This is a genomic window from Neisseria sp. KEM232 (assembly GCF_002237445.1).
Lineage (GTDB): Bacteria > Pseudomonadota > Gammaproteobacteria > Burkholderiales > Neisseriaceae > Neisseria.
This window is the reverse complement of the sequence record NZ_CP022527.1, coordinates 1899876-1923699: the sequence shown is the minus strand read 5'-3', so window position 1 is coordinate 1923699 and position 23824 is coordinate 1899876. Positions and strand designations below refer to the sequence as shown.

Genomic DNA, 23824 nt, shown 5'->3' with positions numbered 1-23824 from the left:
GACGGCCTTTCTGCCGCCTCTGTATTTCCACTCCCTCCCCTGCGCTCCAAGCGCGTGGGAGGGTTGGGGAGGGGGTGGCGGTTTGCAAAACCGCCTTGGCAGCCTGCACTCTGTAAGCGAGCCAACACAAAAGATACAAGGCAGTAAGCCGAAGGCAGTACAAGCAGTATGAAACTGGTTTTCTTGGCATTTCCAATGCCGTAGAAAACCGCCTTCTTCGAGCTAAGGCGCAGCAAGGCCGTAGATTTTCGTGTTGGCTCGCTATAATCGCGTTTTTTTCCGCAGGCTGCCGTTATGACCGTTCCCTTTCTTCCGCCGCTCGACTACCGTTTCCCCGACCCCGCCCGCGCCCTGCGCGAAAGGGACGGGCTGGTGGGCGTCAGCGCCGATTTGGACACGGGGCGGCTGCTGGCGGCCTACCGCGCGGGCGTGTTTCCGTGGTTTTCCGAAAACGGGCTGTTCTACTGGTTTGCCACCGCGCCGAGGGCGGTGCTGCTGCCGCAGAATCTGCGCGTCGGCCGTTCGCTGGCGAAGACGCTGCGCAACAAGCCTTATCTTGTTACCGCCAACCGCCGTTTTGCCGACGTTGTCGCCGCCTGCGCCGCCAAACCGCGCCCGGGGCAGGACGGCACATGGATTGCGCCCGAATTTCAGACGGCCTATACGGCGCTGCACAGGCTGGGGCACGCGCATTCCTTCGAGTGTTTTCTGCCCGATGCCGGCGGTCGTCTGAAACTGGCGGGCGGGTTTTACGGCGTGCAGATCGGGCGTGTGTTTTACGGCGAATCGATGTTTGCCGACGCGCCCGATGCGTCGAAAACCGCCTTTGCCTGCGCCGTTCCCTTTCTCGCCCGCTGCGGCATCGCGCTGATCGACTGCCAGCAGGACACGGAGCACCTGCGCCGCTTCGGTTCGCAAGCCATGGATTTCTCGGATTTTCAGACGGCCTTGCGCACGCTGAACGCGCAGACTTTGGCGGCGGACATCGGCGCTGCGGTGGTGGCGGATAATACGGGCGGTGCGGGCGGGCGTGGCGCGGCGGCTCTTTAAATTAAAGAGCGAAAGGCCGTCTGAAAGCGGAGCTTCAACGAAGTTAAAAAGGGTTCAGACGGCCTGATTCCTGCGGATAAAAAAACGTGTGCTTGTCTTGTCTGTTTTTCTCTGCTGCGCCCCACGCGCGGGTAGGGTCGGCAAACGCAGGCCGTCTGAAATTTTCAGACGGCCTTTCGCCCTTGCCGCTTGCGGGCGGACACGTTTATGTTTTTTCCGCCATTTTGTAGGCGGCGAGGGTGGTGCGGTAGATTTCGTCGTCGGAGCAGAGGGCGGTGACGCGGCGGCGCAGAGCGCTGCCGAAGCGGCGGCGCAGGGCGGGATCGGTGGCGAGGGTTTCGACGGCGGCGGCGAAGGCGGTGTGGTCGCGCAGCGGGGTGCAGTAGCCGGTGACGCCGTTTTCCACCATTTCGGAGATGCCGGCCACGTCGTAGCTGACGACGGCAGTTTCGTAGAGGCCGGCTTCAAGGATGTTGTTGCCGACGCCCGCGCCGTGGTCGCCCGCCAGGTCGGGGGTGTTGAGCAGGATGTCGGTGGCAGCGAAATAGGCGTCCAAATCGCGCACCGCGCCGAGGAAGGAGACGCGGCCGCCTATGCCCAGCGCGGCGGCCTGCGCTTCGAGGGCGGCGCGCTCTTCTCCGTCGCCCGCGATGTGCAGGCGGGCGTTGAGGCCGCGTTGCAGGAGGAGGGCGAAGGCGTCGAGGGTGAGGTGGACGGCGCGGACTTTGTCCAAGCGCGACAGCGTGCCGAGGGCGATGTGGCTGCGCGGCGTTTTCTGCGGCGCGGCGGGTCTCGGCGGCAGGGCGTTGTAGGTGTAGGCGGCGCGTGCGGCGGGGAAGCCGTGGCGGACGAATTTGTCGCGCTCGTGGCGGCAGTTGGCGATGAGGAAAACGCCGAGGCGGGCAAACAGGCGGGCGATTTTGGGATAGGTGGCAGCGTCGAGGCCGCGGGCGTGGTAGAAGGTTTTGGTCTGCGGCGCGGCGATTTTGGCGGCGAGGGCGCAGGCGGGGACGATGCGCGCCATTTGGCAGTGGACGATGTGCGGCCGCTCGCGCCGCAGCAGTTTGGCAAACGCCCAGGCGGCTTTGAGGTAGCCCGCCGCGCCGCCGTAGAAATCGATGGGCTGCCAGCGCATTCCCGCCGCCTGTGCCTGTTCGACCAGGGGGCCGTCGGAGGAGGCGAGGACGACGTCGTGGCCGTGCCGCACGAGCAAGGCGCCCAAGCGCAGGCCGGCGGTTTCCGTGCCGCCCAGCCCGCGCATGGAGGTGGCGAGGATGATTTTCATGCTTGGCCTTTGTTTTCGATTGCTTTTAAGGTTTCAGACAGCCTGAGGCCGTCTGAAAAAAGGCCGTCTGAAAAGGCGGCGGGGATGTGCGCTTTCAGACGGCCGCCCGTGTTGTTTCACGATTGTTCAGCGGCAGACGGTCTGTTCGACGCTTTTTTCCAGTTCGCCGACGCACGACCAGGTGAGGCGGCCGTTTTCCTGTGCCGAAAGCAGCATGATTTGGCGGGCGAAACCCCGGGCGTCGGGCTTGGGCGTGATGATTACCGTGCCCTGCCGCGCTTCGATGTTCTGCCAGTAGCGGCGGCCTTCTTCGTTGAGCGGGAAGCCTTCGTTGATTTCGTCGAGCGACTCGCCCGCCGCCAGCCGTTCGGCCACCGCGTGCTGCGCCGCCAATATGGCCTCGGCCTGCGGCGGGATGACGGGCGGCAGCGGTTTTTCTCCAACGGCCACGGGTTTGGCGGGCTTGGCAGCGCGGGGCTTCGGCTGCGGCTCGGCAGCCTGCGCTGGCTGTTCGGCGGCTTCCTGCGGAAACAGTGATTTGCCTTCGGGCAGCGCCAGCAGCACGCCGATCAGCATGGCGGCGGCGGCAAGGCCGGAATAACCCAGCACCATGCCCGCCAGCGCCATACCGCGCCCGCCCACGCCGAGGCGTTTGCTTTTGGCGTAGGCAATGTGTCCGGCCAGCATGGCGGCGGGGGCGGCAAGCAGCGGCAGCAGCGTCCAGGCCAAAATGCCGCAGATCAGGCTGGCGGGGGCGAAAATATTGTCGCGGCGCAGGGAGGAGGGCTGTCGGTCGGTCTGGCTCATGGCGGTTTCCGTGTCGTTGGTGGCGCAAAGCGCGCATTATAACCGCATTCTGTCTTCATACCGAGACGTCGTCCGCCCCGTTCCGGCTTCGTTGAAACCCCGCTTTCAGACGGTCTCAAAGCCTTGACAGCCCCCGTTCAGGCTCTAAAATGCCGCACGATTTTCCGGAAACCCTTATGAAACTGATTATTCTCGACCGCGACGGCGTGATCAACCGCGACCGCGACGACTTCGTCAAATCCGCCGACGAGTGGGTGCCGCTCGAAGGCAGCATGGACGCCATCGCCTTTCTCACGCAGGCGGGCTACACCGTTGCCGTCGCCACCAACCAGTCCGGTATCGGCCGCGGCCTCTTCACCATGCAGCAGTTGAACGAAATGCACGCCAAAATGCACAAGCTGGTGCGGCAGGCCGGCGGCGAAATCGACGGCATCTGGTTCTGCCCGCACACCGCCGCCGCCGACTGCAACTGCCGCAAACCCAAAAGCGGCATGGTGGAAGACATCATCGACCGCTTCAACGCCAAAGCCGCCGACGTTTACATGGTGGGCGACAGCCTGCGCGACTTGCAGGCCGTGGCGGGCGCGGGCGGCAGACCCGTGCTGGTGTTGAGCGGCAAAGGCAAAAAAACGCTGGCCGGACACGCGGGGGAGCTGCCGCAGGGTACGCAGATTTTCGACGACCTCGCCGCCTTCGCCCAATATCTGATGCAGCAGGAAAAACAGGAAACGGAGGCCGCCCATGCTCTTGGCGCGTAACCTGCTTTATTGGCTGATACTCGTCGTCAGCCTCATCACCATGTTTCCCTTCCTGCTCTTGGGCGCGCTGATACCCAACGGCGCGTTTTGGGTCGGCCAGCAGTGGGTGAAAGTGCTGATGTGGTCGCTGAAAAACGTCGTCGGCCTCAAATACCGCCTTGTCGGTGCGGAAAACATACCCGACAGGCCGTCCATCATTTGCGCCAAACACCAAAGCGGCTGGGAAACCCTGGCCTTGCAGGAAATCTTCCCGCACCAAGTGTTTGTCGCCAAACGCGAGCTGTTCAAAATCCCCTTTTTCGGCTGGGGGCTGAAAATCGTCAAAACCATCGGCATCGAGCGCGGCAGCGCCCAAGCCAGCGCCCAGCTGGCCAAACAGGGCAAAGAGCGGCGCGACGAAGGCTACTGGATCACCATCTTCCCCGAAGGCACACGCGTTGCCCCCGGCAGCAGGGGGCGATACAAAAGCGGCGCGGCGCGGATGGCCAAGCTGTTTGAAATGGACATGGTGCCCGTCGCCCTCAACAGCGGCGAATTTTGGCCGAAAGACTCGTTTTTGAAATACCCCGGCACGGTAGACGTGATTGTCGGCCCGGTTATCCGCTACGACAGCGGCAGCGAAACGGAGCTTATCCGCCGCTGCGAGGACTGGATAGAAGAGCGCCAGCTCGAAATCAACGGCAAAGGGCCGATGGCGCGGCAGACGCCATAAAACCCGTTTGCCGGTGTAACGAGAGGCCGTCTGAAAGGTTTCAGACGGCCTTTTATCTTTTGCTATAATCCGCGCCTTTCAACCGTTTACCTTTTCATTATTTCAGGAGTTTCCCATGGCACTCGTCTCCATGCGCCAGCTGCTCGACCATGCCGCCGAAAACGGCTACGGCCTGCCCGCCTTCAACGTCAACAACCTCGAACAAATGCGCGCCATTATGGAAGCCGCCGACTCGGTGAACGCGCCCGTTATCGTGCAGGCTTCGGCCGGTGCGCGCAAATATGCCGGCGCGCCCTTTTTGCGCCATCTGATTTTGGCGGCCGTCGAAGAATTTCCGCACATTCCCGTCGTCATGCACCAAGACCACGGCGCATCGCCCGACGTGTGCCAACGCTCCATTCAGCTTGGTTTTTCGTCGGTGATGATGGACGGCTCGCTGATGGAGGACGGCAAAACGCCCGCGTCCTACGAATACAACGCCGAAGTGACCCGCACCGTCGTCAGGTTTTCCCACGCCTGCGGCGTATCGGTTGAAGGCGAAATCGGCGTGTTGGGCAACCTCGAAACCGGCGAAGCGGGCGAAGAAGACGGCGTGGGCGCGGTAGGCAAACTGTCGCACGACCAAATGCTCACCAGCGTCGAAGACGCCGTGCGCTTTGTGAAAGACACCGGCGTGGATGCGCTGGCGATTGCCGTGGGCACATCACACGGCGCGTACAAATTCACCCGCCCGCCCACAGGCGACGTGTTGCGCATCGACCGCATCAAAGAAATCCACCAAGCCCTGCCCAATACCCACATCGTGATGCACGGCTCCAGCTCCGTGCCCCAAGAATGGCTCAAAGTGATTAACGAATATGGCGGCAACATCGGCGAAACCTACGGCGTACCCGTAGAAGAAATCGTCGAAGGCATCAAACACGGCGTGCGCAAAGTCAACATCGACACCGACCTGCGCCTCGCGTCCACCGGCGCGGTACGCCGCTTTTTGGCCGAGCATCCGTCTGAGTTTGACCCGCGCAAATATCTGGCGAAAACTATTGATGCGATGAAGGAAGTCTGCGTCGCCCGCTATCTGGCCTTCGGTTGCGAAGGTCAGGCGGCGAAAATCAAACCGGTGTCGTTGGAAAAAATGGCCGACCGCTATGCCAAAGGCGAGTTGAACCAAATCATCGGTTAAACGTCGGAACGGATAATAGGCCGTCTGAAAAACTGTTTGGTGGCTTTCAGACGGCCTCAGCCTTGATGAGAAGTGAAAAATAATGAAGCAACAAACGGGAACGGTTGTCCGCTGGCAGGACGACAAAGGATACGGCTTTCTCCGCAGCGATGCCGACGGGAGGGAGCTGTTTTTCCATATCAGCGAATTTTGTGCCGGCAGACGACCGCAGGCGGGTGAGCGCGTTATATTTCAGACGGCTGAACGCAAAGGCCGATTGCAGGCCGTGCGGGTGCAGGAGCAGGCTTTCGTAGAGCGCAAGGAAACGGAAAGGCGGAATAGGGAACGGCTGCGACAGCAACAGCAAGAAGCCTTTGAGTCCGGCCAAGCGGTGCAACTGCTGATTGTGATTGCCCTTTACGCCGCCCTTGCTGCTTTATGTGCTTTCGGCAAACTGTCGTGGCTGATATTCGGATGGTATGTGCTGGCTGGGTATATCACTTTTTACGCCTATGATTTCGACAAATATGCGGCGCAGACGGGCGGATGGCGTACGCAAGAAAGCACGCTGCATATACTGTCCCTCGCAGGCGGTTGGGGCGGTGCGCTGCTGGCGCAGGCGTATCTCCGGCACAAATCACAGAAAGCGTCTTTCCGCAGGGTGTTTTTTATAACGGTTTTCCTGAATGCGGCGGCTTTGCTGTATCTTGTTGCCCGTTTTCCTTTGTTTGCCGCCTTGGATAGCCGGTAAAAATATATGCAGGCCGTCTGAAAACCGACCCCAGCGGCCGCACGTTTTCAGACGACCTGTTTCCCGTTTGCTTCACAATGGCGGAAAACATGATTTTTTCCTTGAAAATACAGCCGCTAATATAGTATAGTGCGCGCCTTGGCCTTTTGCGCCAAGGTTTTATTTTTGTCCAAATGGTCGGCCAATCGCAGCTGACCCCTTTAATTTAAGGAAAATAATCATGACTTTAGGTCTGGTTGGACGCAAGGTCGGCATGACCCGCGTGTTCGACGAACAGGGTGCTTCTGTTCCGGTAACCGTGCTGGAAATGACTCCGAACCGCGTCACTCAACTGAAATCCGAAGATACCGACGGCTATACCGCCGTTCAGGTTACCTTCGGTCAGAAAAAGGCAAACCGTGTCAGCAAAGCCGAAGCCGGCCACTTTGCGAAAGCAGGTGTGGAAGCGGGTCGCGGTTTGGTTGAGTTTGCCGTTTCTGCCGAAAAGCTGGCCGAGTTGCAAGCCGGCGGCGAAGTAACCGTCGCTTTGTTTGAGGCAGGTCAGTTGGTGGATGTTACCGGTACCTCCAAAGGTAAAGGTTTCTCTGGTACCATCAAACGCCACAACTTTGATTCCCAGCGTACTTCCCATGGTAACTCGCGCTCCCACCGTGTTCCCGGTTCCATCGGTATGGCACAGGATCCCGGCCGCGTATTCCCCGGTCAGCGCATGGCCGGTCAGTACGGCAATACCCGCTCTACAGTTCAGAATCTGCAAATCGTCCGTGTCGACGCCGAGCGTAATCTGCTGTTGATTAAAGGTGCCGTTCCCGGTGCGGTAAACAGCGATGTGATTGTGCGTCCCAGCGTGAAAGTAGGTGCGTAATGGAATTAAAAGTAATTAATGCGCAAGGTCAGGTTGCAGGTAGTTTGTCCGCTTCTGATGCTTTGTTTGCGCGCGAATACAATGAGGCTTTGGTTCATCAGCTGGTTACCGCCTATTTGGCTAATGCCCGTTCCGGTAACCGTGCGCAGCTGACTCGTGCCGAGGTGAAACATTCCACCAAAAAACCGTGGCGTCAAAAAGGCACCGGTCGTGCACGCTCTGGTATGACTTCTTCTCCTCTGTGGAGAAGCGGCGGTCGTGCGTTTCCGAACAAGCCCGATGAAAACTTTACCCAAAAAGTAAACCGTAAAATGTACCGTGCAGGCATGGCCTCTATCCTGTCTCAGTTGGTGCGTGATGAGCGTTTGTTTGTTATTGACGAATTGTCTGCTGAAACTCCCAAAACGAAAGCATTCGCAGAACAGGTAAAAAATCTTGGTTTGGAACAAGTGTTGTTCGTTACCAAACAACTCGATGAAAATCTGTACCTGTCTTCGCGCAATTTGCCCAATGTATTAGTTTTGGAAGCACAGCAGATCGATCCTTACAGCCTGTTGCGCTACAAAAAAGTAGTGATTACTAAGGCTGCCGTTCAGCAACTGGAGGAGCAATGGGTATGAATCAAGAGCGTTTGACGAAAGTAATTTTGGCTCCCGTTGTTTCTGAAAAGAGCAATATGCTGGCTGAGAAACGCAACCAAATGACTTTTAAAGTATTGCCTAGTGCAACTAAGCAGGAAATCAAAGCTGCTGTTGAGTTATTGTTTGGTGTGCAGATTGCGTCGGTTACTACTGTTACAACCAAAGGCAAAACCAAACGGTTTGGCCGTACGGTAGGTCGTCGCAGCGACGTTAAAAAAGCTTATGTAAGCTTGGTTGAGGGTCAAGAACTTGACCTTGAATCCGCCGCTGCAGCTGCAGATAAGGAATAAGTGGAATGGCTATTGTAAAAATGAAGCCTACCTCTGCGGGTCGTCGCGGCATGGTTCGCGTTACCACAGAAGGTTTGCATAAAGGTGCGCCGTACGCTGCGCTTCTTGAAAAGAAAAACTCTACCGCGGGTCGTAATAATAACGGCCATATTACTACGCGCCATAAAGGTGGCGGTCACAAACATCATTACCGTGTAGTAGATTTTAAACGGAATAAAGACGGTATTCCTGCAAAAGTGGAGCGTATCGAGTACGATCCTAACCGTACAGCCCACATCGCCTTACTTTGTTATGCAGATGGTGAACGTCGATACATCATTGCTCCGAGAGGTATTCAAGCCGGTGCGGTGCTGCTGTCTGGTGCAGAAGCGGCAATTAAAACAGGTAATACTTTGCCCATCCGCAATATTCCGGTAGGTACTACCGTACACTGCATCGAAATGAAGCCCGGTAAAGGTGCGCAGATTGCCCGTTCTGCAGGCGCGTCTGCTGTTGTATTGGCTAAAGAAGGTATTTATGCCCAAGTTCGTTTGCGTTCGGGCGAGGTGCGTAAAATTCATGTTGATTGCCGTGCAACTATTGGCGAAGTCGGTAATGAAGAACAAAGTCTTCAGAAAATCGGTAAAGCTGGCGCAAATCGTTGGCGTGGTATCCGTCCTACCGTTCGTGGTGTTGTAATGAACCCCGTTGATCACCCCCATGGTGGTGGTGAAGGTCGAACTGGTGAAGCCCGTGAACCGGTAAGTCCATGGGGTACACCAGCTAAAGGTTATCGTACTCGTAATAATAAACGTACGGATAATATGATTGTCCGTCGCCGTTACTCAAATAAAGGTTAATTGATATGGCTCGTTCATTGAAAAAAGGTCCATATGTAGACCTGCATTTGCTAAAAAAAGTGGATGCGGCTCGTGCAAGCAACGATAAGCGTCCTATCAAAACATGGTCGCGTCGATCCACTATTTTGCCTGACTTTATCGGCCTCACTATTGCGGTTCATAACGGTCGAACCCACGTTCCTGTTTTTATTAGTGATAACATGGTTGGTCATAAGTTAGGTGAATTCTCATTGACCCGTACCTTTAAAGGCCATTTGGCCGATAAAAAGGCTAAAAAGAAATAAGGTGAATCATGAGAGTATCAGCAAGTCATAAAAATGCACGAATGTCTGCGCAGAAAGTCAGATTGGTAGTAGACTTAATTCGTGGTAAAGATGTCGCACAAGCGTTAAATATTTTGGCGTTCAGTCCCAAAAAGGGGGCGGAATTGGTCAAGAAAGTATTGGAATCAGCTATTGCCAATGCAGAGCATAACGAAGGTGCGGATATTGATGATTTAAAAGTTGTCACTGTATATGTGGATAAGGCGGCGTCATTGAAACGATTTCAGGCTCGTGCAAAGGGTCGAGGTAACCGTATCGAAAAGCAGACCTGTCACATCAATCTGACAGTGGGAAACTAAGGAAAAGCTATGGGACAAAAGATTCATCCGACTGGCTTTCGCTTGGCGGTAAATAAAAACTGGTCTTCAAAATGGTTTGCTAAAAATAGTGAGTTTCCGACTGTTTTGAAACAGGATATTGATGTTCGGGAATATTTGCAGAAACGGTTGGCAAATGCCTCTGTTGGACGTATCGTTATTGAACGCCCTGCAAAATCTGCTCGCGTAACAATTTTTTCTGCCCGACCTGGTATGGTTATTGGTCGTAAAGGCGAAGATATTGAAATATTAAAACGCGATTTGCAAAATCTTTTGGGTGTGCCGGTTCATGTTAATATTGAAGAGATCCGTAAGCCTGAATTGGATGCACAAATTATTGCTGATGGTATTGCACAGCAGTTGGAAAAGCGTGTTCAATTTCGCCGTGCTATGAAACGTGCAATGCAAAATGCTATGCGAGTTGGGGCAAAAGGTATCAAAATTATGACTTCGGGTCGACTTAATGGTGCGGATATCGCACGAAGCGAGTGGTATCGTGAAGGGCGAGTTCCATTGCATACTTTGCGTGCCAATGTCGATTATGCTACTAGTGAAGCTCATACGACCTACGGCGTGATTGGTCTGAAGGTTTGGGTTTATACAGGTGAGAGCAAGGAGTCAGCTCAGGTAAAATCTGAATCGGAAAGTAAACGCAGAAAGGCAGGTAAAAATGCTGCAACCAACTAGACTGAAATATCGTAAGCAACATAAAGGCAGGAATACTGGTATTGCTACGCGTGGCAATTCGGTAAGCTTTGGAGATTTTGGTTTGAAATCTGTGAGTCGCGGGCGATTAACTGCCCGGCAAATTGAGGCTGCCCGTCGTGCAATGACTCGTCATATTAAGCGTGGTGGCCGCATTTGGATTCGAGTATTTCCTGATAAACCGATTACCGCGAAACCTATCCAAGTACGTATGGGTGGTGGTAAGGGCTCTGTTGAATATTACGTAGCAGAAATTAAACCTGGTAAAATACTTTATGAAATGGATGGGGTTGCTGAATCGTTGGCAAGGGAGGCATTTGCATTGGCTGCTGCCAAATTACCTATTCCGACAGTATTCGTAATTAAGCAGGTAGGTAAATAATGAAAGCTAGTGAATTAAGAGATCAATCTGTTGAGCAATTACGTAATCATATGTTTGATTTGTTGAAATCTCAATTTGGTTTGCGTATGCAAAATGCTACAGGGCAGTTAAGTAAGTCAAGTGAGTTAAAAAAAACTCGTCGTGATATTGCTCGTATTAAAACCGTCTTGGCTGAAAAGGGTGTGAAATAATGGATCACGTAAAAAATATCCGTGTCTTGCGAGGTAAGGTGATTAGTGACAAGATGGATAAAACAGTTACTGTACTTATTGAGCGTAAAGTTAAGCATCCTTTGTATGGGAAGGTTATCCGTCGCTCAACTAAAATCCATGCTCACGATGAGGCCAATCAGTATGGTATTGGTGATATTGTGCTTATTGAGGAAAGTAAACCTATTTCCAAGACGAAAGCATGGATAGTGACTGAACTTATTGAAAAGGCACGTACTGTTTAGTTTATAAAATTTTTAGACAAAACGAAGCTTGCAGTTTGATAAAAAAATCTGTAAACTTCGTTTTTAGCTTTCTTTTCGTGAAAGTTTCTTCCCTTCCGGGCCAAAACTGATTTACTCATACCTTCTATTGGTTTTAAATTCCAATTAAGTAATTATTTTCAATGTTGAGAATTTAAAAATAGTAAGTTAAGTTGGATTTTAGAAAAAGGTAAAAATATGATTCAGATGCAGACAGTCTTGGACGTGGCTGATAATTCTGGTGCTCGCCGTGTGATGTGTATTAAAGTGTTGGGCGGGTCAAAACGGCGCTACGCAAGTGTTGGTGATGTTATTAAAGTTGCTGTGAAAGATGCAACTCCGCGCGGTCGCGTTAAGAAGGGTGATGTTTATAATGCTGTTGTAGTTCGAGTCGCAAAAGGTGTTCGTCGAGCTGATGGCGCGTTAATAAAATTTGATAATAATGCGGCTGTATTATTAAATAATAAGCTTGAGCCTATGGGAACACGTATTTTTGGGCCAGTTACGCGAGAGTTGCGTACTGAGAGATTTATGAAAATTGTTTCTTTGGCTCCCGAAGTTCTGTAAAGGAATTGTGCGTGAATAAAATTATTAAAGGCGACCGTGTCATCATTCTTGCTGGCAAAGATAAGGGTAAGATTGGTGTAGTATCTTATGTTAAAGGGTCAAGAATTGCGGTAGATGGTATCAATCTTGTGAAGAGGCATATAAAGCCTAATCCTTCTAGAGGTATTGAGGGTGGTATCGTTGTTAAGAATTTATCGCTAGATATATCTAATGTTGCCATTTTAAATCCGAGCACAAATAAAGCTGATCGCGTCGGTATTAAAGTTCTTAAAAATGAGAATGGAGTAGTGCAGCGTATTCGGGTATTTAAATCTAGCGGTGTTGCGGTTAATACTTTAGAGGATTAATAATGGCTCGTTTAAAAGATTTTTATAATAGTGTTGTGGTGCCTGAGTTGGTTAGGCAGTTTGGCTACAAAACTGTCATGGAGGTTCCTCGTATTGAAAAAATTACTTTAAATATGGGAGTTGGGGAAGCTGTTGCTGATAAGAAGGTTATGGAGCACGCTGTTTCCGATTTGGAGAAAATTTCTGGGCAAAAGCCTGTTGTTACGGTAGCTCGTAAATCCATTGCAGGATTTAAGATTCGAGATAATTACCCAGTTGGATGTAAAGTAACTCTGCGCCGTGAAAGGATGTTTGAGTTTTTAGATCGCTTAATTACTATAGCCTTGCCTCGTGTTAGAGATTTTCGTGGTGTAAGTAATAAATCTTTTGACGGTCGTGGTAATTACAATATGGGAGTTCGTGAGCAAATCATATTTCCAGAGATAGAGTATGACAAAATTGATGCCATAAGGGGTCTTAATATCACTATTACCACTTCTGCTAAAACAGATGAAGAGGCCAAAGCATTGCTGGCATTGTTCAAATTTCCATTTAAGGGATAATTATGGCTAAGAAAGCTCTTATTAATAGAGAAGTAAAAAGACTCGCTCTTGCCAAGCGGTATGAGAAAAAGCGCGCTGCTATTTTTTCCATTATCAATGATGCAACTGCAACAGATGCTGAGCGATTTGAGGCACGTTTGAAATTACAAAGTATACCTAGAAATGCATTACCCGTTCGCCAAAGGCGGCGTTGTGCGTTAACTGGTCGGCCCCGTGGAACATTCCGCAAGTTTGGTTTGGGTCGTATAAAAATTCGTGAAATTGCCATGCGTGGTGAAATTCCTGGTGTAATAAAAGCTAGCTGGTAATGGAGACATTAAAATGAGTATGCATGATCCTATTTCAGATATGCTGACGCGTATTCGTAATGCGCAGCGCGCGGGGAAGGCAGTTGTAGAAATGCCATCATCCAAACTAAAAAAAGCGATAGCTTCAGTTTTAAAGGATGAGGGATACATTGAAAGTTTTATCGTTTCTGCTGATAATAAGCCTTTATTGACAATCGAATTAAAGTACTATCTAGGCCGTCCTGTTATTGAGCAAATAAAACGAGTTTCTCGACCTGGTTTACGAGTCTATAAGCCATCTGCTGCTATTCCTACTGTGATGAATGGTTTGGGAATTGCTATTTTAAGTACCTCTAAAGGTGTTATGACCGATAGAAAGGCTCGATCGGAAGGTGTTGGTGGCGAGCTATTATGTGTAGTGGCTTAGGAGGTTAAGAAAGATGTCGCGTATAGCAAAAAACCCAGTATTTGTTCCTGCTGGGGTTGACGTAAAGATTGAGGCAGAGGTTTTGCTGGTTAAAGGTAAAAATGGTCAATTGACTTTACCTTTGCATCGTAAAGTGGCTGTTGTATTTTCTGATAGCCAGCTTCTTATTGTTCCTAATGATGATAGTAGAGAAGCAAATTCGCTATCTGGAACTATTCGTGCTTTGGTAGCCAATATGGTTAAGGGTGTTGCTGATGGATTTGAGAGAAGGCTTCAACTAATCGGTGTGGGTTACAGAGCGCAAGCACAGGGTAATATCCTAAATTTATCATTGGGTTTCTCGCATCCCGTTGTATATCAAATGCCTAGCGGAGTAACAGTGCAAACCCCATCACAAACAGAAATAGTATTATTTGGTGCTGATAAGCAGGCTGTTGGTCAGGTGGCATCTGAAATACGAGCTTTTCGTTCCCCAGAACCTTATAAAGGGAAGGGTGTTCGCTACGCTGGTGAAGTTGTAGTTATGAAAGAGGCAAAAAAGAAATAAGGATCTAAAATGAATAAGAATATAGCTAGACTTCGTCGCGCAAGAAAGACGCGTATCCGTATTTCTGAGTTAGGAATGGTACGTTTATGTGTATTACGGACTAATGAGCATATTTATGCTCAAATAATCAGTAATGATGGTAGCTGTGTATTGGCATCAGCTTCCACTTTAGAAGCTGATGTCAGAAATCAGTTAGAATCTACTGGAAATATTGCAGCGGCGACTGTGGTTGGGAAGCGTATTGCAGAGAAAGCAAAGTTGATTGGTATCGACCGAGTTGCCTTTGATCGTTCTGGGTTTCAATATCATGGTCGTATTAAAGCTCTGGCTGAGGCGGCGCGTCAAAATGGCTTAGCTTTTTAAATATGATATAAGTTGGAGATATCTAAAGATATGGCAAAACATGAAATAGAAGATCGTGGTGATGGTCTTATAGAAAAGATGATTTCTGTGAATCGTGTCACTAAAGTGGTTAAAGGTGGTCGAATCATGGCTTTTTCTGCCTTAACAGTGGTTGGAGATGGAGATGGCAGAATTGGAATGGGTAAAGGTAAATCCAAGGAAGTCCCTGTCGCTGTTCAAAAAGCTATGGATCAGGCTCGTCGCTCAATGATAAGAGTACCTATTAAAAATGGTACTATTTATCATGAGGTTATTGGTAAGCATGGAGCTACTCGTGTTTTTATGCAGCCTGCTAAAGATGGTAGCGGCGTAAAGGCTGGTGGTCCGATGCGTTTGATATTTGATGCACTGGGGATACATAATATTTCAGCTAAAGTTCATGGCTCTACAAATCCATATAATATTGTTCGGGCCACCTTTAATGGTTTGGAGAAGTTGTATACTCCGTCAGAGATTGCTGCTAAAAGAGGTTTATCTGTGGAAGACTTTTTGGAGGTTAAGTAATAATGGCTGAAGTTAGAAAAATAAAAGTAACATTAATAAAAAGTTTAATTGGTACAATATCTACACATCGTGCATGTGCTAAAGGTTTGGGACTCCGACATAGGCATCATAGTGTTGAAGTTTTAAATACACCTGAGAATATTGGAATGATTAATAAGATTAGTTATCTTTTAAAAGTGGAGTATTAAATGTATTTAAATTCGATACGTCCTGTATTAGGGTCTACTCATGCAAAACGACGAGTAGGTCGAGGTATTGGCAGTGGATTAGGCAAAACAGCTGGTCGAGGTCATAAGGGTCAAAAAAGTAGATCTGGAGGATTTCATAAAATAGGTTTTGAGGGTGGTCAGATGCCATTACAACGGCGTTTGCCAAAGCGTGGTTTTAAATCACTATCTGCTAAACTGACCGAGCAAATTTCTTTGAGTTTATTGCAATCACTTGATGTTGAGCAGGTTGATTTGCTCTTTCTGAAGAGAATTGGAATAATTTCTTCTCATGCGCAGAGTGTAAAGATCATTGCAAATGGTTTAATTAAAAAGCCTGTAATAGTTAAAGGCTTAAAATCAACGATAGGTGCCAAACAAGCTATTGAAGCTGTTGGTGGACGGGTAGAATAGGATAGTATAGTGGTAAATAGACAGCTAATTTTGAAGCTATTTAAATCTATTGAATTAAAAAATAGATTGCTGTTTCTATTGGCGGCTTTAATAGTCTTTAGAATTGGTGCACATATTCCAGTACCTGGAGTGAATACCTCTGCTCTTGCAGAAGTTTATAAAGATCAGGGTAATGGAATTTTGGGTATGCTAAATGTATTTTCTGGTGGTTCGTTAGAGAGATTTAGTATTTTTGCCATTGGAATTATGCCCTATATTTCTGCTTCTATTATTGTGCAGTTGGCCTCGGAAATTCTACCTTCTTTGAAAGCTTTGAAAAAAGAAGGAGATTTAGGACGAAGGCAAATTACAAGGTATACGAGATTTGCTGCTGTTATTCTTGCTCTTTTTCAAGGAGCTGTGGCTGCAACGTTTGTTTTTCAGCAGGGAGTAGTTGTTATTTCTCAGGTTGAGTTTTATTTGTTGACTCTAATCTGTTTGGTAACTGGTACTATGTTCCTGATGTGGTTAGGAGAACAAATTACAGAGCGTGGAATCGGGAATGGGATCTCGTTAATTATTACAGCAGGTATTTGTGCCGGCATTCCGTCAGGACTAAGTCAATTATGGAGTATGATCGTTTCTGGTAAGTTACTTTCGGTTTTGTTTATTCTATTTGCAGCTATTTTATTGATATATATAGTTGTATTTTTTGAATCTGCATTAAGAAAAGTTCCTATCCATTATGCTAGAAGACAAATTCTAGATGGGGGAAAAGGAGCTTACTTACCATTTAAGCTAAATATGGCTGGTGTGATACCTCCTATTTTTGCTTCAAGTGTCATTCTTTTTCCTGCTACTATAGTTAATTGGTTGGGAAATAATCATTCTGAACTTCAGAAATTTGCTTTGAGTTTTCAACATGGTACTATTGGATATATAGCGCTATTTGCATCAGCTGTAATCTTTTTCTGTTATTTTTATACTGCTTTAGTATTTAGTCCTAAAGAAATGGCTGAAAATTTGAAAAAAGGTGGTGCATTTGTTCCAGGGATTCGTCCTGGTGCTCAGACGGCATTTTATCTTGAATCTGTGGTAAATAGATTGACATTGTGGGGAGCAATTTATATTACGACAGTCTGTTTAATTCCTGAGTTTTTTATATCTTTTTTTAATATTTCATTTGCGTTAGGTGGTACATCACTTCTGATTCTTGTTGTTGTAACAATGGATTTTAATGTTCAAGTATTTTCATATGGAATGGTTCAGCAGTATGAGAATCTGATAAATCGTACAAAGAATTTGAATTAATAGTTGGTAAATGAAATGGCAAAAGAAGATACAATACAAATGCAGGGGGAGATTTTAGAAACACTCCCAAATGCTACTTTTAAAGTAAAGCTGGAGAATGGGCATGTGGTTTTGGGATATATTTCAGGAAAAATGCGTATGCATTATATCCGTATTTCTCCAGGAGATAAGGTGACTGTCGAACTTACGCCTTATGATTTATCCCGTGCACGTATCGTATTTAGGGCTAGGTAATTTATTTAAAGGAAACAAAAATGCGCGTACAGCCTTCTGTTAAAAAAATTTGCCGGAATTGTAAAATTATTCGGCGCAATCGAGTGGTTCGTGTTATTTGTACTGATCCAAGGCATAAACAACGCCAAGGATAGGTTTAAATTTAAGATTTAATTTAAAAAAATCTTATAGATAAAGGAATATTTATGGCTCGTATAGCAGGGGTTAACATCCCTAATAACGCACATATTGTGATTGGTTTGCAAGCAATTTATGGTATTGGCGCTACTCGTGCTAAGTCAATTTGTGAAGCAGCTGGTGTATCGTTTGATATTAAAGTCAAAGATCTTGATGAGGCTCAACTGGAATCTTTGAGGGAGCAGGTTGCTAAGTATGAGGTTGAGGGTGATTTGCGCCGTGAAGTAACAATGTCTATTAAACGATTAATGGATATGGGGTGTTACCGTGGTTTTCGACATCGTCGCGGATTACCTTGTAGGGGACAACGGACTAAAACAAATGCCCGTACTCGAAAAGGGCCGCGTAAAGCAATTGCAGGTAAGAAGTAATTTTTAAGGACTTTATTTAATGGCTAAAGCAAATACAGCAGCAAGAGTACGTAGAAAAATACGTAAGACTGTTAATGAAGGCATTGTTCATGTTCATGCCTCTTTTAATAATACCATTATTACTATTACGGATCGCCAAGGAAATGCGTTATCTTGGGCAACTTCTGGTGGAGCAGGTTTTAAGGGATCTCGTAAAAGTACTCCTTTTGCAGCTCAGGTTGCCGCTGAATCTGCTGGTAAGATTGCACAAGAGTATGGCGTAAAAAATTTAGAGGTTCGTATTAAAGGTCCTGGCCCTGGCCGTGAGTCTTCTGTTCGTGCCCTTAATGCTCTTGGTTTTAAAATTACTAGTATAACGGATGTGACACCTTTACCGCATAATGGTTGTCGTCCACCGAAGAAACGCAGAATTTAATATTTGGAGTTATTTAAGATATGGCACGTTATATAGGCCCTAAATGTAAGCTTTCTCGCAGAGAAGGTACTGATTTATTTTTAAAAAGTGCACGTCGTTCGCTAGAATCGAAATGTAAAATTGATACTATTCCGGGTCAACATGGTGCAAAAAAACCGCGGCTGTCGGGTTATGGTTTGCAACTGCGCGAGAAACAGAAAATTCGTCGTATGTATGGGGTTTTGGAGCGCCAATTTAGACGTTATTTTGCCGAAGCAGATCGTCAAAGAGGTTCTACTGGTGAGCTGCTGCTCCAATTATTGGAATCTCGTTTAGATAATGTTGTTTACAGAATGGGTTTTGGCTCAACTAGAGCTGAGGCGCGTCAACTTGTTTCCCATAAAGCAGTTGTTGTAAATGGACAACTTGTTAATATCCCTTCATACCAAGTACGCGCTGGTGATATAGTTTCTATTCGAGAGAAAGCAAAGAAACAGGTTCGAATTCAAGAAGCTTTAAATTTGGCTGGGCAAATAGGTTTTCCAAATTGGGTATCTGTAGATACAGCAAAGATGGAAGGTATTTTTAAAACTAGGCCAGATCGTTCTGAGTTGACTAGTGATATTAATGAGCAGCTAGTAGTAGAGTTTTATTCTAAATAGAAGCTAGCCTAATGAGGGACAGTTTAATGCAAAATAGCACTTCCGAATTCTTAAAACCACGGCATATTGATGTGGATACTATTTCGGCAACGAGAGCAAGAGTATCTATGCAGCCCTTTGAGCGTGGTTTTGGTCATACTCTTGGTAATGCTTTGCGCCGTGTCTTACTGTCATCCATGGACGGGTTTGCTCCGACAGAGGTTTCTATTGCAGGTGTGCTGCACGAATATTCAACATTAGACGGTATCCAAGAAGATGCTGTTGATATATTGTTGAATATTAAGGGTGTTGTTTTCAGGTTGTATGGGCGTGATGAGGTTCGCTTAAAGTTAAAAAAATCAGGAGTAGGTGCAGTTTTAGCTCGTGATATTGAGTTGCCTCATGATGTCCAAATTATCAATCCTGATCATGTGATCTGTCATTTGGCTGATAATGGCAGTATTGAAATGGAAATCAAAGTGGAACGGGGTCGTGGTTATCAACCTGCCTCTGGTCTTCGCGCAGTTCGAGGCGATAACAGCATCGGAGCTATTTACTTGGATGCTAGTTTTTCACCTATTAGCCGAGTTAGTTTCGAAGTTGAATCTGCGCGAGTTGAACAGAGAACCGATCTGGATCGTTTAATTTTAGATATTGAAACGGATGGCTCCTTAGAGCCTGAAGAGGCTGTTCGCAGTGCAGCACGTATCCTCATTGATCAGATGTCGATTTTTGCTGATTTGCAGGGTACTGCTATGGAGGAAGTTGAGGAAAAAACTCCTCCGATTGATCCCATATTGTTGCGCCCAGTTGATGATTTGGAGCTGACAGTACGTTCGGCAAATTGTTTGAAGGCAGAGGATATCTATTATATTGGTGATTTGATTCAACGGACTGAAACAGAATTGTTGAAAACGCCAAATTTGGGTAGAAAATCTTTGAATGAAATTAAAGAGGTATTGGCTTCAAAAGGTTTGACATTGGGATCAAAACTCGACTCTTGGCCTCCTGTGGGCTTAGAAAAGCCGTAAGTTTAAATATTAAAGGAAAATGACATGCGTCATCGTAATGGAAACCGTAAATTAAATCGTACTAGCAGCCACCGTGCTGCTATGTTGCGCAACATGGCTAATTCGTTGCTTACCCATGAAACTATTGTGACGACTTTGCCGAAAGCAAAAGAGCTACGCCGTGTAGTAGAGCCGCTGATTACTTTAGGTAAGGAACCGTCTTTAGCTAATCGTCGCTTGGCATTCGACCGTACCCGCGATCGAGATGTTGTAGTTAAATTATTTGATGATTTGGGTTCAAGATTTGCCAACCGTAATGGCGGATACTTGCGTATTTTGAAATGCGGTTTCCGTAAGGGTGATAATGCTCCGCTTGCTCTGATTGAGTTGGTGGACAAAGCAGAAACGGCCGCTGAATAAGTGAGAAAAACCGATCCTTTGGGATCGGTTTTATTTTCTATGAATTCATTGCATATCATATAAACTTTCAGCATGCTGATGGAGAAATTGGCTATAATTCCTTCCCTATGATTTAACAAAACGGGTAATCCTATGAAAAAAACAATTTTATTAGTATGTGCGTTATTGCTCAGCTCACAAATAGCTTTGGCCGGTAGATTTTTGCCGAAGGATATACGTTTGGCTGTGCTGAAAAAGGTTGATTATCCGAATGTCGTGCTGGCAGGTGACGGGTGGACGTGGACACAAATCCTAACTTTGGGGATTGTTGATAACAACAGAACTGAAGCAGAAACTTTGGGCAGTATTCGGATTAAAGATACGTATAATCGGTTTATTACCAAAAACAAGTTGCCGGCTCATGTGGGGCAACCTGTGGGAGTATTTTTTGATCGGCAGGGACAGGTGAAGGAAGTTTGGATTTTGACGCCGAAAGAACGTGAAGAATTGAAGCAGAGAAAATAGCGAGGTACGCTTATTCAAATATGATTAGCCAGAAATAAACCTATTGAACTAAGAAAAATATAGGCTTCAAATAGTTGGCTATAAGGTGCAAGAGCGCTATTTGGCTAAGGCTAATAATTGGATCAGACATTAGGGCGTGTTGATTGTCAACACGCCCTAGTACAAACGATAACAAACCCGGGTACATAAACACCTACTTCGGCACCGATTATTCCGGCGAAGAAGCCGACAGCATAGGCGGCCTCGTCATCCGCGAACTCGGCCGCCTGCCCGTGCGCGGCGACAAAATCGCCCTGCCCCCCCTGCTCTTCACCGTCGCCCGCGCCGACCCCCGCCGCCTGCACACCCTGATGGCGGTGAAAATCAAAACGGCAACAAAAAAAGAACCAAACTGACAAACGGCCTTGGCATCACCCGCCAAGGCCGTTCGGATTTGCAAGGCCGTCTGAAAAAGGCCGTCTGAAAAACCTGCTTCGCAGGTTTTTCAGACGGCCTTTTTGCGGCAACACGGATGCGGAACGCGCCCGCAAACCGATTGCCGCACGCCCTAATCCCTGTTCTGCCACCTTTTCAGATTGTTGCGCAGAAAGGCGAGCTGTTTGCGGTAGCGGCGGCAGTGGACGCAGATAAACAGATGGTAGGCGAGGGCGAGGCGTTCGCGGCGGGTGAGGCGGCGGTCTTGCGCCTCAGAGAGCAGACGGCAGGCTTGGCGGCATTTGAGCATCGGTTTTTCCTTTATTAGGGTCTGTTGACAATCAGCCTTGCGGCGGTGTTTTTGGCAAAAAATACCCGCCTGCCGCGTCAAAAATGCTCGCAAGGTGTCCAACCTTGCTGCGCTTTTTTCCTTGCATTCGGGCATTTTTTACTCAAAAAACCGTCTCGCAAGCTGAATGTCAACAGCCCCTAGCGAGTCAAAATAAAAAACCTACGGCGTTGCTGCGCCTGGCCGTACTGCTTGTACTGTCTGCGGCTTGCTGCCGTTCTTTTCATTTTGACTCGCTATAAATATTTACGCGGGCAGGTCGAACCAGCGCATTTGCAGGCAGCGGCGCAGGCCGTTGCGGGCGCGGTGGAGGATGACGTAGCAGTTGTCTTTGCTGATGGCAAACTCGCGGCAGATTTCGTCGACGTCCATGCCCATCACTTCGCGTAGGTAGAAGATGCGGGCGGTGTCGGCGGGCAGGCCGTCCATGCAGTGTTCGAGTATGCGGAAGAAGTCCTGCTGTTCGATGCTGCTTTCGGGTTCGTGCCAGGCAGCGGGGCTGGCGGATTCGAGCCAGTGGCCGTCTGCATCGAAGCAGGCGCGGTAGGCTTGGTCGATGGCTTCGTTTTCTTCCTGCAGACTGTCGAGGCTGAGGGTGGCGCGGCTGCTGCGGAAGTGGTCGGTGATTTTGTTTTTCAAAATCGCCATCACCCAGGTTTTGAGGCCGGACTTGCCGCCGAACTGGCTTTGTTTGTCCCAGGCGGCGGCAAGGGTTTCCTGAACGAGGTCTTCAGCCAGGGTTTTGTCGCGCAGCTGGACGGTGGCAAAGCGCAGGATGTCGGGGCGCATGGCGGCGAGTTCGCCGCCGAAGTTTTGCGGGTCGGTTCGGGTCATAAAGGGGGTTCGGACACGGGAAGTAAGACGCCGGCTTCCACCCATTCGGCAATCAGGCCGTTGAGGGTTGCGCTGTCAAGGCCGTCTGAAAATGCGGCCAGTTTGGCGGCGAGGGAGGAGACGGTGTCGCTTTGCGCTTCTTGGAAGTGGGCGAGCAGGAAGCGGTCGGCGCCGTCGAGGGCGCGGTAATATACCGTGCCGCTCGGGTCGCGCCAAGTGAGGACGGCGGCGGGCGTGTCTTCGTCGATGGTTTCCAGCTCGGAGGAGACGAAGTCGCAGGGGTAGTCTTTCAGGCGCGCGCCCGCCGCCCATTGCAGGACGGTGTCGGCGTCCCATGCGGACAGCGGCTCTTTCTGTTCGGCGGTTTCGGCGTGCAGCAGGTCGGTTTCAAAGGCCATCATGTGCAGGATGTTTTCAGACGGCCTTTCTTCCGCAGGCTTGGCGGCAAGGTAGTCGAGAAACTGTTTGGGAATATCGTTGAAAAACGGCGACTGCGGCCGTGCTTCGATTAGGAAGCGTTCCTGCAGGCGCTGCCACATTTCGGGGGCGATAAGGGCGCTGCTGCCGCTGAAACAGAGTTCGAGAAAGCCGCGCAGGTTGTTGAGCAGCAGGCGGCGGTAAACGGCCAGACGCTCGGGGGCGATGCCTGCGGGCGGCGGCAGGGCGGCGTCGCGGGCGTGGTCGGCGAAGGCGGCCTGGAAGGCGGCGGCGGGGTTTTCAGACGGCCTCTCATGCGGCTTGGTGTTCACGGCGCTCCCTTTCGGTTTGCTGTTGGATAGCGGCAATGCGGGCGACTTCGGCTTCGAGTTCGGCGAAGGGCGGCAGGTTGTTGTCGCGTTCGAGCAGGGTCGGCACACTGCGCGGCAGGCGGCGGCAGACGTCGGCGAACAAGTCCCACACATCGTCGCACACGGGCTGGCCGTGGGTGTCGATCAGCAGGTCGGCGGCCTCGCGGTCGTGTCCGGCCATGTGCATATAGGTGACGCGGCCGGCGTCCACTTGGGCGATGTAGTCGCGCGGCGCGAGCAGGCCGTGATTGACGGCGTTGACGTAAATATTGTTCACATCGAGATGGATGTCGCAGTCGGCCTCGCGGGCAACGGCGTTGAGAAACTCGACTTCGCTCATTTCCGCCAGCGGGCTGTGCGCGTAATAGGAGGTGTTTTCTATGGCAATACGCATTTCCAGCACGTCCTGCACGGTGCGGATGCGCGCGGCGGTGTGGCGCACCGTTTCCCAGGTGAAGGGCAGCGGCAGCAGGTCGTAAACAAAGCCGTTGTGGTCGCAATAGCTCAGGTGCTCGGAAAAAAAGCCGATGCGGTAGCGGCGGATAAAGTCTTTAATCTGTTTGAGAAAATCCATACGCAGCGGATTGCGGCCGCCCAGCGAAAGCGACAGGCCGTGGCAGGCAAGCGGAAAACGTTCGGCCACGCTGTCGAAATCGCGCCGCGCCGCGCCGCCCATCCGCAGCCAGTTTTCGGGGGCGGCTTCGATGAAGTTGATGCCGTCGATATCGGGCAGACGGTGGCGGAAATCCACCGCCATGCTGCGCTTGTAGCCGAGTCCGGCGCCTTGCAAAACATTCAT

At 49.4% G+C, this 23824-nt stretch carries 40 protein-coding genes and 1 pseudogene; 35 read left to right on the top strand and 6 right to left on the bottom strand.

The window, feature by feature from the left end:
* The first annotated feature begins 294 nt into the window (after positions 1–294).
* On the top strand, positions 295–1050 hold the full coding sequence (aat, locus tag CGZ77_RS09525) for a leucyl/phenylalanyl-tRNA--protein transferase (protein ID WP_009426071.1): 756 nt from the start codon (positions 295–297) through the stop codon (positions 1048–1050).
* A 205-nt stretch (positions 1051–1255) separates the two neighbouring features.
* On the opposite strand, the gene CGZ77_RS09520 is transcribed toward aat, so the two are convergent.
* Both CGZ77_RS09520 and CGZ77_RS09515 read right to left on the bottom strand, forming a co-directional pair.
* Positions 1256–2335 carry a glycosyltransferase gene (locus tag CGZ77_RS09520; RefSeq protein WP_009426073.1) on the bottom strand — a complete coding sequence of 360 codons (1080 nt, stop codon included), beginning with the start codon at positions 2333–2335 and terminating at the stop codon, positions 1256–1258.
* 126 nt (positions 2336–2461) lie between these two features.
* On the bottom strand, positions 2462–3142 hold the full coding sequence (locus CGZ77_RS09515) for a DUF4190 domain-containing protein (protein ID WP_009426074.1): 681 nt from the start codon (positions 3140–3142) through the stop codon (positions 2462–2464).
* Between the two features lie 176 nt (positions 3143–3318).
* Here CGZ77_RS09515 and gmhB point away from each other — a divergent pair, with 176 nt between their 5' ends.
* From gmhB to CGZ77_RS09345, 34 genes and pseudogenes are all read left to right on the top strand, one after another.
* Positions 3319–3900 carry a D-glycero-beta-D-manno-heptose 1,7-bisphosphate 7-phosphatase gene (gene gmhB, locus CGZ77_RS09510; RefSeq protein WP_094031224.1) on the top strand — a complete coding sequence of 194 codons (582 nt, stop codon included), beginning with the start codon at positions 3319–3321 and terminating at the stop codon, positions 3898–3900.
* Positions 3884–4612 (top strand): 1-acyl-sn-glycerol-3-phosphate acyltransferase, encoded by a 729-nt coding sequence (locus CGZ77_RS09505; protein WP_009426077.1) that lies wholly within the window; start codon positions 3884–3886, stop codon positions 4610–4612. The genes gmhB and CGZ77_RS09505 overlap by 17 nt, the downstream gene beginning before the upstream one ends.
* A 115-nt stretch (positions 4613–4727) precedes the next feature.
* Positions 4728–5792: a class II fructose-bisphosphate aldolase gene (gene fba / locus CGZ77_RS09500; RefSeq protein ID WP_009426078.1), complete on the top strand. Its 1065-nt coding sequence runs from the start codon at positions 4728–4730 to the stop codon at positions 5790–5792.
* 82 nt (positions 5793–5874) lie between these two features.
* Positions 5875–6522, top strand: a complete 648-nt coding sequence (locus CGZ77_RS09495) for a cold shock and DUF1294 domain-containing protein (RefSeq protein ID WP_009426079.1) — start codon at positions 5875–5877, stop codon at positions 6520–6522.
* A gap of 220 nt (positions 6523–6742) precedes the next feature.
* Entirely contained in the window at positions 6743–7387 is a 645-nt protein-coding gene (rplC, locus tag CGZ77_RS09490) for a 50S ribosomal protein L3 (protein WP_009426080.1), read from the top strand.
* Positions 7387–8007 (top strand): 50S ribosomal protein L4, encoded by a 621-nt coding sequence (gene rplD, locus CGZ77_RS09485; RefSeq protein ID WP_009426081.1) that lies wholly within the window; start codon positions 7387–7389, stop codon positions 8005–8007. The genes rplC and rplD overlap by 1 nt, the downstream gene beginning before the upstream one ends.
* A complete protein-coding gene (gene rplW, locus CGZ77_RS09480; protein WP_198142885.1) occupies positions 8004–8318 on the top strand; it encodes a 50S ribosomal protein L23 in 315 nt (104 codons plus the stop codon). Before rplD ends, rplW begins: the two co-directional genes overlap by 4 nt.
* Positions 8319–8323: 5 nt before the next feature.
* Entirely contained in the window at positions 8324–9157 is an 834-nt protein-coding gene (gene rplB, locus CGZ77_RS09475; protein ID WP_009426083.1) for a 50S ribosomal protein L2, read from the top strand.
* 5 nt (positions 9158–9162) lie between these two features.
* Positions 9163–9441 carry a 30S ribosomal protein S19 gene (gene rpsS / locus CGZ77_RS09470; protein WP_002215422.1) on the top strand — a complete coding sequence of 93 codons (279 nt, stop codon included), beginning with the start codon at positions 9163–9165 and terminating at the stop codon, positions 9439–9441.
* An 8-nt stretch (positions 9442–9449) separates the two neighbouring features.
* Positions 9450–9779 (top strand): 50S ribosomal protein L22, encoded by a 330-nt coding sequence (rplV, locus tag CGZ77_RS09465; RefSeq protein ID WP_036496057.1) that lies wholly within the window; start codon positions 9450–9452, stop codon positions 9777–9779.
* 9 nt (positions 9780–9788) lie between these two features.
* Positions 9789–10484: a 30S ribosomal protein S3 gene (gene rpsC / locus CGZ77_RS09460; protein WP_009426085.1), complete on the top strand. Its 696-nt coding sequence runs from the start codon at positions 9789–9791 to the stop codon at positions 10482–10484.
* On the top strand, positions 10468–10884 hold the full coding sequence (gene rplP, locus CGZ77_RS09455; RefSeq protein WP_036496059.1) for a 50S ribosomal protein L16: 417 nt from the start codon (positions 10468–10470) through the stop codon (positions 10882–10884). Before rpsC ends, rplP begins: the two co-directional genes overlap by 17 nt.
* Positions 10884–11075, top strand: coding sequence for a 50S ribosomal protein L29 (gene rpmC / locus CGZ77_RS09450; RefSeq protein WP_009426087.1), 192 nt, complete (start codon positions 10884–10886; stop codon positions 11073–11075). Before rplP ends, rpmC begins: the two co-directional genes overlap by 1 nt.
* Positions 11075–11338: a 30S ribosomal protein S17 gene (gene rpsQ / locus CGZ77_RS09445; RefSeq protein ID WP_009426088.1), complete on the top strand. Its 264-nt coding sequence runs from the start codon at positions 11075–11077 to the stop codon at positions 11336–11338. Before rpmC ends, rpsQ begins: the two co-directional genes overlap by 1 nt.
* Positions 11339–11554: 216 nt before the next feature.
* The gene (gene rplN, locus CGZ77_RS09440) at positions 11555–11923 is read left to right on the top strand and encodes a 50S ribosomal protein L14 (protein WP_009426089.1); all 369 of its coding nucleotides are present in this window, start codon (positions 11555–11557) and stop codon (positions 11921–11923) included.
* Between the two features lie 11 nt (positions 11924–11934).
* Positions 11935–12270 carry a 50S ribosomal protein L24 gene (rplX, locus tag CGZ77_RS09435; protein ID WP_009426090.1) on the top strand — a complete coding sequence of 112 codons (336 nt, stop codon included), beginning with the start codon at positions 11935–11937 and terminating at the stop codon, positions 12268–12270.
* Between the two features lie 2 nt (positions 12271–12272).
* Positions 12273–12812 carry a 50S ribosomal protein L5 gene (rplE, locus tag CGZ77_RS09430; RefSeq protein ID WP_009426091.1) on the top strand — a complete coding sequence of 180 codons (540 nt, stop codon included), beginning with the start codon at positions 12273–12275 and terminating at the stop codon, positions 12810–12812.
* Positions 12813–12814: 2 nt separating this feature from the next.
* Entirely contained in the window at positions 12815–13120 is a 306-nt protein-coding gene (gene rpsN, locus CGZ77_RS09425; protein ID WP_083479441.1) for a 30S ribosomal protein S14, read from the top strand.
* A gap of 13 nt (positions 13121–13133) precedes the next feature.
* Positions 13134–13526, top strand: coding sequence for a 30S ribosomal protein S8 (gene rpsH, locus CGZ77_RS09420; RefSeq protein ID WP_009426092.1), 393 nt, complete (start codon positions 13134–13136; stop codon positions 13524–13526).
* Between the two features lie 13 nt (positions 13527–13539).
* Positions 13540–14073 carry a 50S ribosomal protein L6 gene (gene rplF, locus CGZ77_RS09415; RefSeq protein ID WP_009426093.1) on the top strand — a complete coding sequence of 178 codons (534 nt, stop codon included), beginning with the start codon at positions 13540–13542 and terminating at the stop codon, positions 14071–14073.
* 9 nt (positions 14074–14082) lie between these two features.
* Complete coding sequence (rplR, locus tag CGZ77_RS09410; RefSeq protein WP_036496068.1) at positions 14083–14436, top strand: 50S ribosomal protein L18; 354 nt, start codon at positions 14083–14085, stop codon at positions 14434–14436.
* A 30-nt stretch (positions 14437–14466) separates the two neighbouring features.
* Positions 14467–14979 carry a 30S ribosomal protein S5 gene (gene rpsE, locus CGZ77_RS09405; protein WP_009426094.1) on the top strand — a complete coding sequence of 171 codons (513 nt, stop codon included), beginning with the start codon at positions 14467–14469 and terminating at the stop codon, positions 14977–14979.
* Positions 14980–14981: 2 nt separating this feature from the next.
* Positions 14982–15167, top strand: a complete 186-nt coding sequence (gene rpmD / locus CGZ77_RS09400; protein ID WP_083479442.1) for a 50S ribosomal protein L30 — start codon at positions 14982–14984, stop codon at positions 15165–15167.
* Positions 15168–15599, top strand: a complete 432-nt coding sequence (rplO, locus tag CGZ77_RS09395) for a 50S ribosomal protein L15 (RefSeq protein WP_083479443.1) — start codon at positions 15168–15170, stop codon at positions 15597–15599.
* 9 nt (positions 15600–15608) lie between these two features.
* The gene (secY, locus tag CGZ77_RS09390; protein WP_009426096.1) at positions 15609–16889 is read left to right on the top strand and encodes a preprotein translocase subunit SecY; all 1281 of its coding nucleotides are present in this window, start codon (positions 15609–15611) and stop codon (positions 16887–16889) included.
* A 15-nt stretch (positions 16890–16904) separates the two neighbouring features.
* The gene (infA, locus tag CGZ77_RS09385; RefSeq protein ID WP_083479444.1) at positions 16905–17123 is read left to right on the top strand and encodes a translation initiation factor IF-1; all 219 of its coding nucleotides are present in this window, start codon (positions 16905–16907) and stop codon (positions 17121–17123) included.
* Positions 17124–17143: 20 nt separating this feature from the next.
* Positions 17144–17257 (top strand): 50S ribosomal protein L36, encoded by a 114-nt coding sequence (gene rpmJ, locus CGZ77_RS09380; RefSeq protein WP_003697674.1) that lies wholly within the window; start codon positions 17144–17146, stop codon positions 17255–17257.
* A 51-nt stretch (positions 17258–17308) separates the two neighbouring features.
* Positions 17309–17671, top strand: coding sequence for a 30S ribosomal protein S13 (gene rpsM / locus CGZ77_RS09375; protein WP_009426097.1), 363 nt, complete (start codon positions 17309–17311; stop codon positions 17669–17671).
* A gap of 19 nt (positions 17672–17690) precedes the next feature.
* Positions 17691–18086 carry a 30S ribosomal protein S11 gene (gene rpsK, locus CGZ77_RS09370; RefSeq protein WP_009426098.1) on the top strand — a complete coding sequence of 132 codons (396 nt, stop codon included), beginning with the start codon at positions 17691–17693 and terminating at the stop codon, positions 18084–18086.
* A gap of 20 nt (positions 18087–18106) precedes the next feature.
* Entirely contained in the window at positions 18107–18727 is a 621-nt protein-coding gene (gene rpsD / locus CGZ77_RS09365; RefSeq protein ID WP_036496071.1) for a 30S ribosomal protein S4, read from the top strand.
* A 26-nt stretch (positions 18728–18753) separates the two neighbouring features.
* On the top strand, positions 18754–19737 hold the full coding sequence (rpoA, locus tag CGZ77_RS09360) for a DNA-directed RNA polymerase subunit alpha (protein ID WP_036496082.1): 984 nt from the start codon (positions 18754–18756) through the stop codon (positions 19735–19737).
* 24 nt (positions 19738–19761) lie between these two features.
* Complete coding sequence (gene rplQ / locus CGZ77_RS09355) at positions 19762–20136, top strand: 50S ribosomal protein L17 (RefSeq protein ID WP_083479445.1); 375 nt, start codon at positions 19762–19764, stop codon at positions 20134–20136.
* Positions 20137–20268: 132 nt separating this feature from the next.
* Positions 20269–20640: a hypothetical protein gene (locus CGZ77_RS09350; RefSeq protein ID WP_009426101.1), complete on the top strand. Its 372-nt coding sequence runs from the start codon at positions 20269–20271 to the stop codon at positions 20638–20640.
* 185 nt (positions 20641–20825) lie between these two features.
* A pseudogene (locus CGZ77_RS09345) lies at positions 20826–21035 on the top strand (transporter associated domain-containing protein); the annotation flags it as partial.
* 152 nt (positions 21036–21187) lie between these two features.
* On the opposite strand, the gene CGZ77_RS12115 reads toward CGZ77_RS09345, so the two are convergent.
* The 4 genes from CGZ77_RS12115 to CGZ77_RS09330 form a co-directional block, all read right to left on the bottom strand.
* Positions 21188–21364 (bottom strand): zf-HC2 domain-containing protein, encoded by a 177-nt coding sequence (locus CGZ77_RS12115; protein WP_157058108.1) that lies wholly within the window; start codon positions 21362–21364, stop codon positions 21188–21190.
* 285 nt (positions 21365–21649) lie between these two features.
* On the bottom strand, positions 21650–22237 hold the full coding sequence (locus tag CGZ77_RS09340; protein ID WP_009425443.1) for a sigma-70 family RNA polymerase sigma factor: 588 nt from the start codon (positions 22235–22237) through the stop codon (positions 21650–21652).
* The gene (locus CGZ77_RS09335) at positions 22234–22986 is read right to left on the bottom strand and encodes a putative DNA-binding domain-containing protein (protein ID WP_009425444.1); all 753 of its coding nucleotides are present in this window, start codon (positions 22984–22986) and stop codon (positions 22234–22236) included. Before CGZ77_RS09335 ends, CGZ77_RS09340 begins: the two co-directional genes overlap by 4 nt.
* On the bottom strand, positions 22967–23824 hold the full coding sequence (locus CGZ77_RS09330) for a DUF692 domain-containing protein (RefSeq protein ID WP_009425445.1): 858 nt from the start codon (positions 23822–23824) through the stop codon (positions 22967–22969). The genes CGZ77_RS09335 and CGZ77_RS09330 overlap by 20 nt, the downstream gene beginning before the upstream one ends.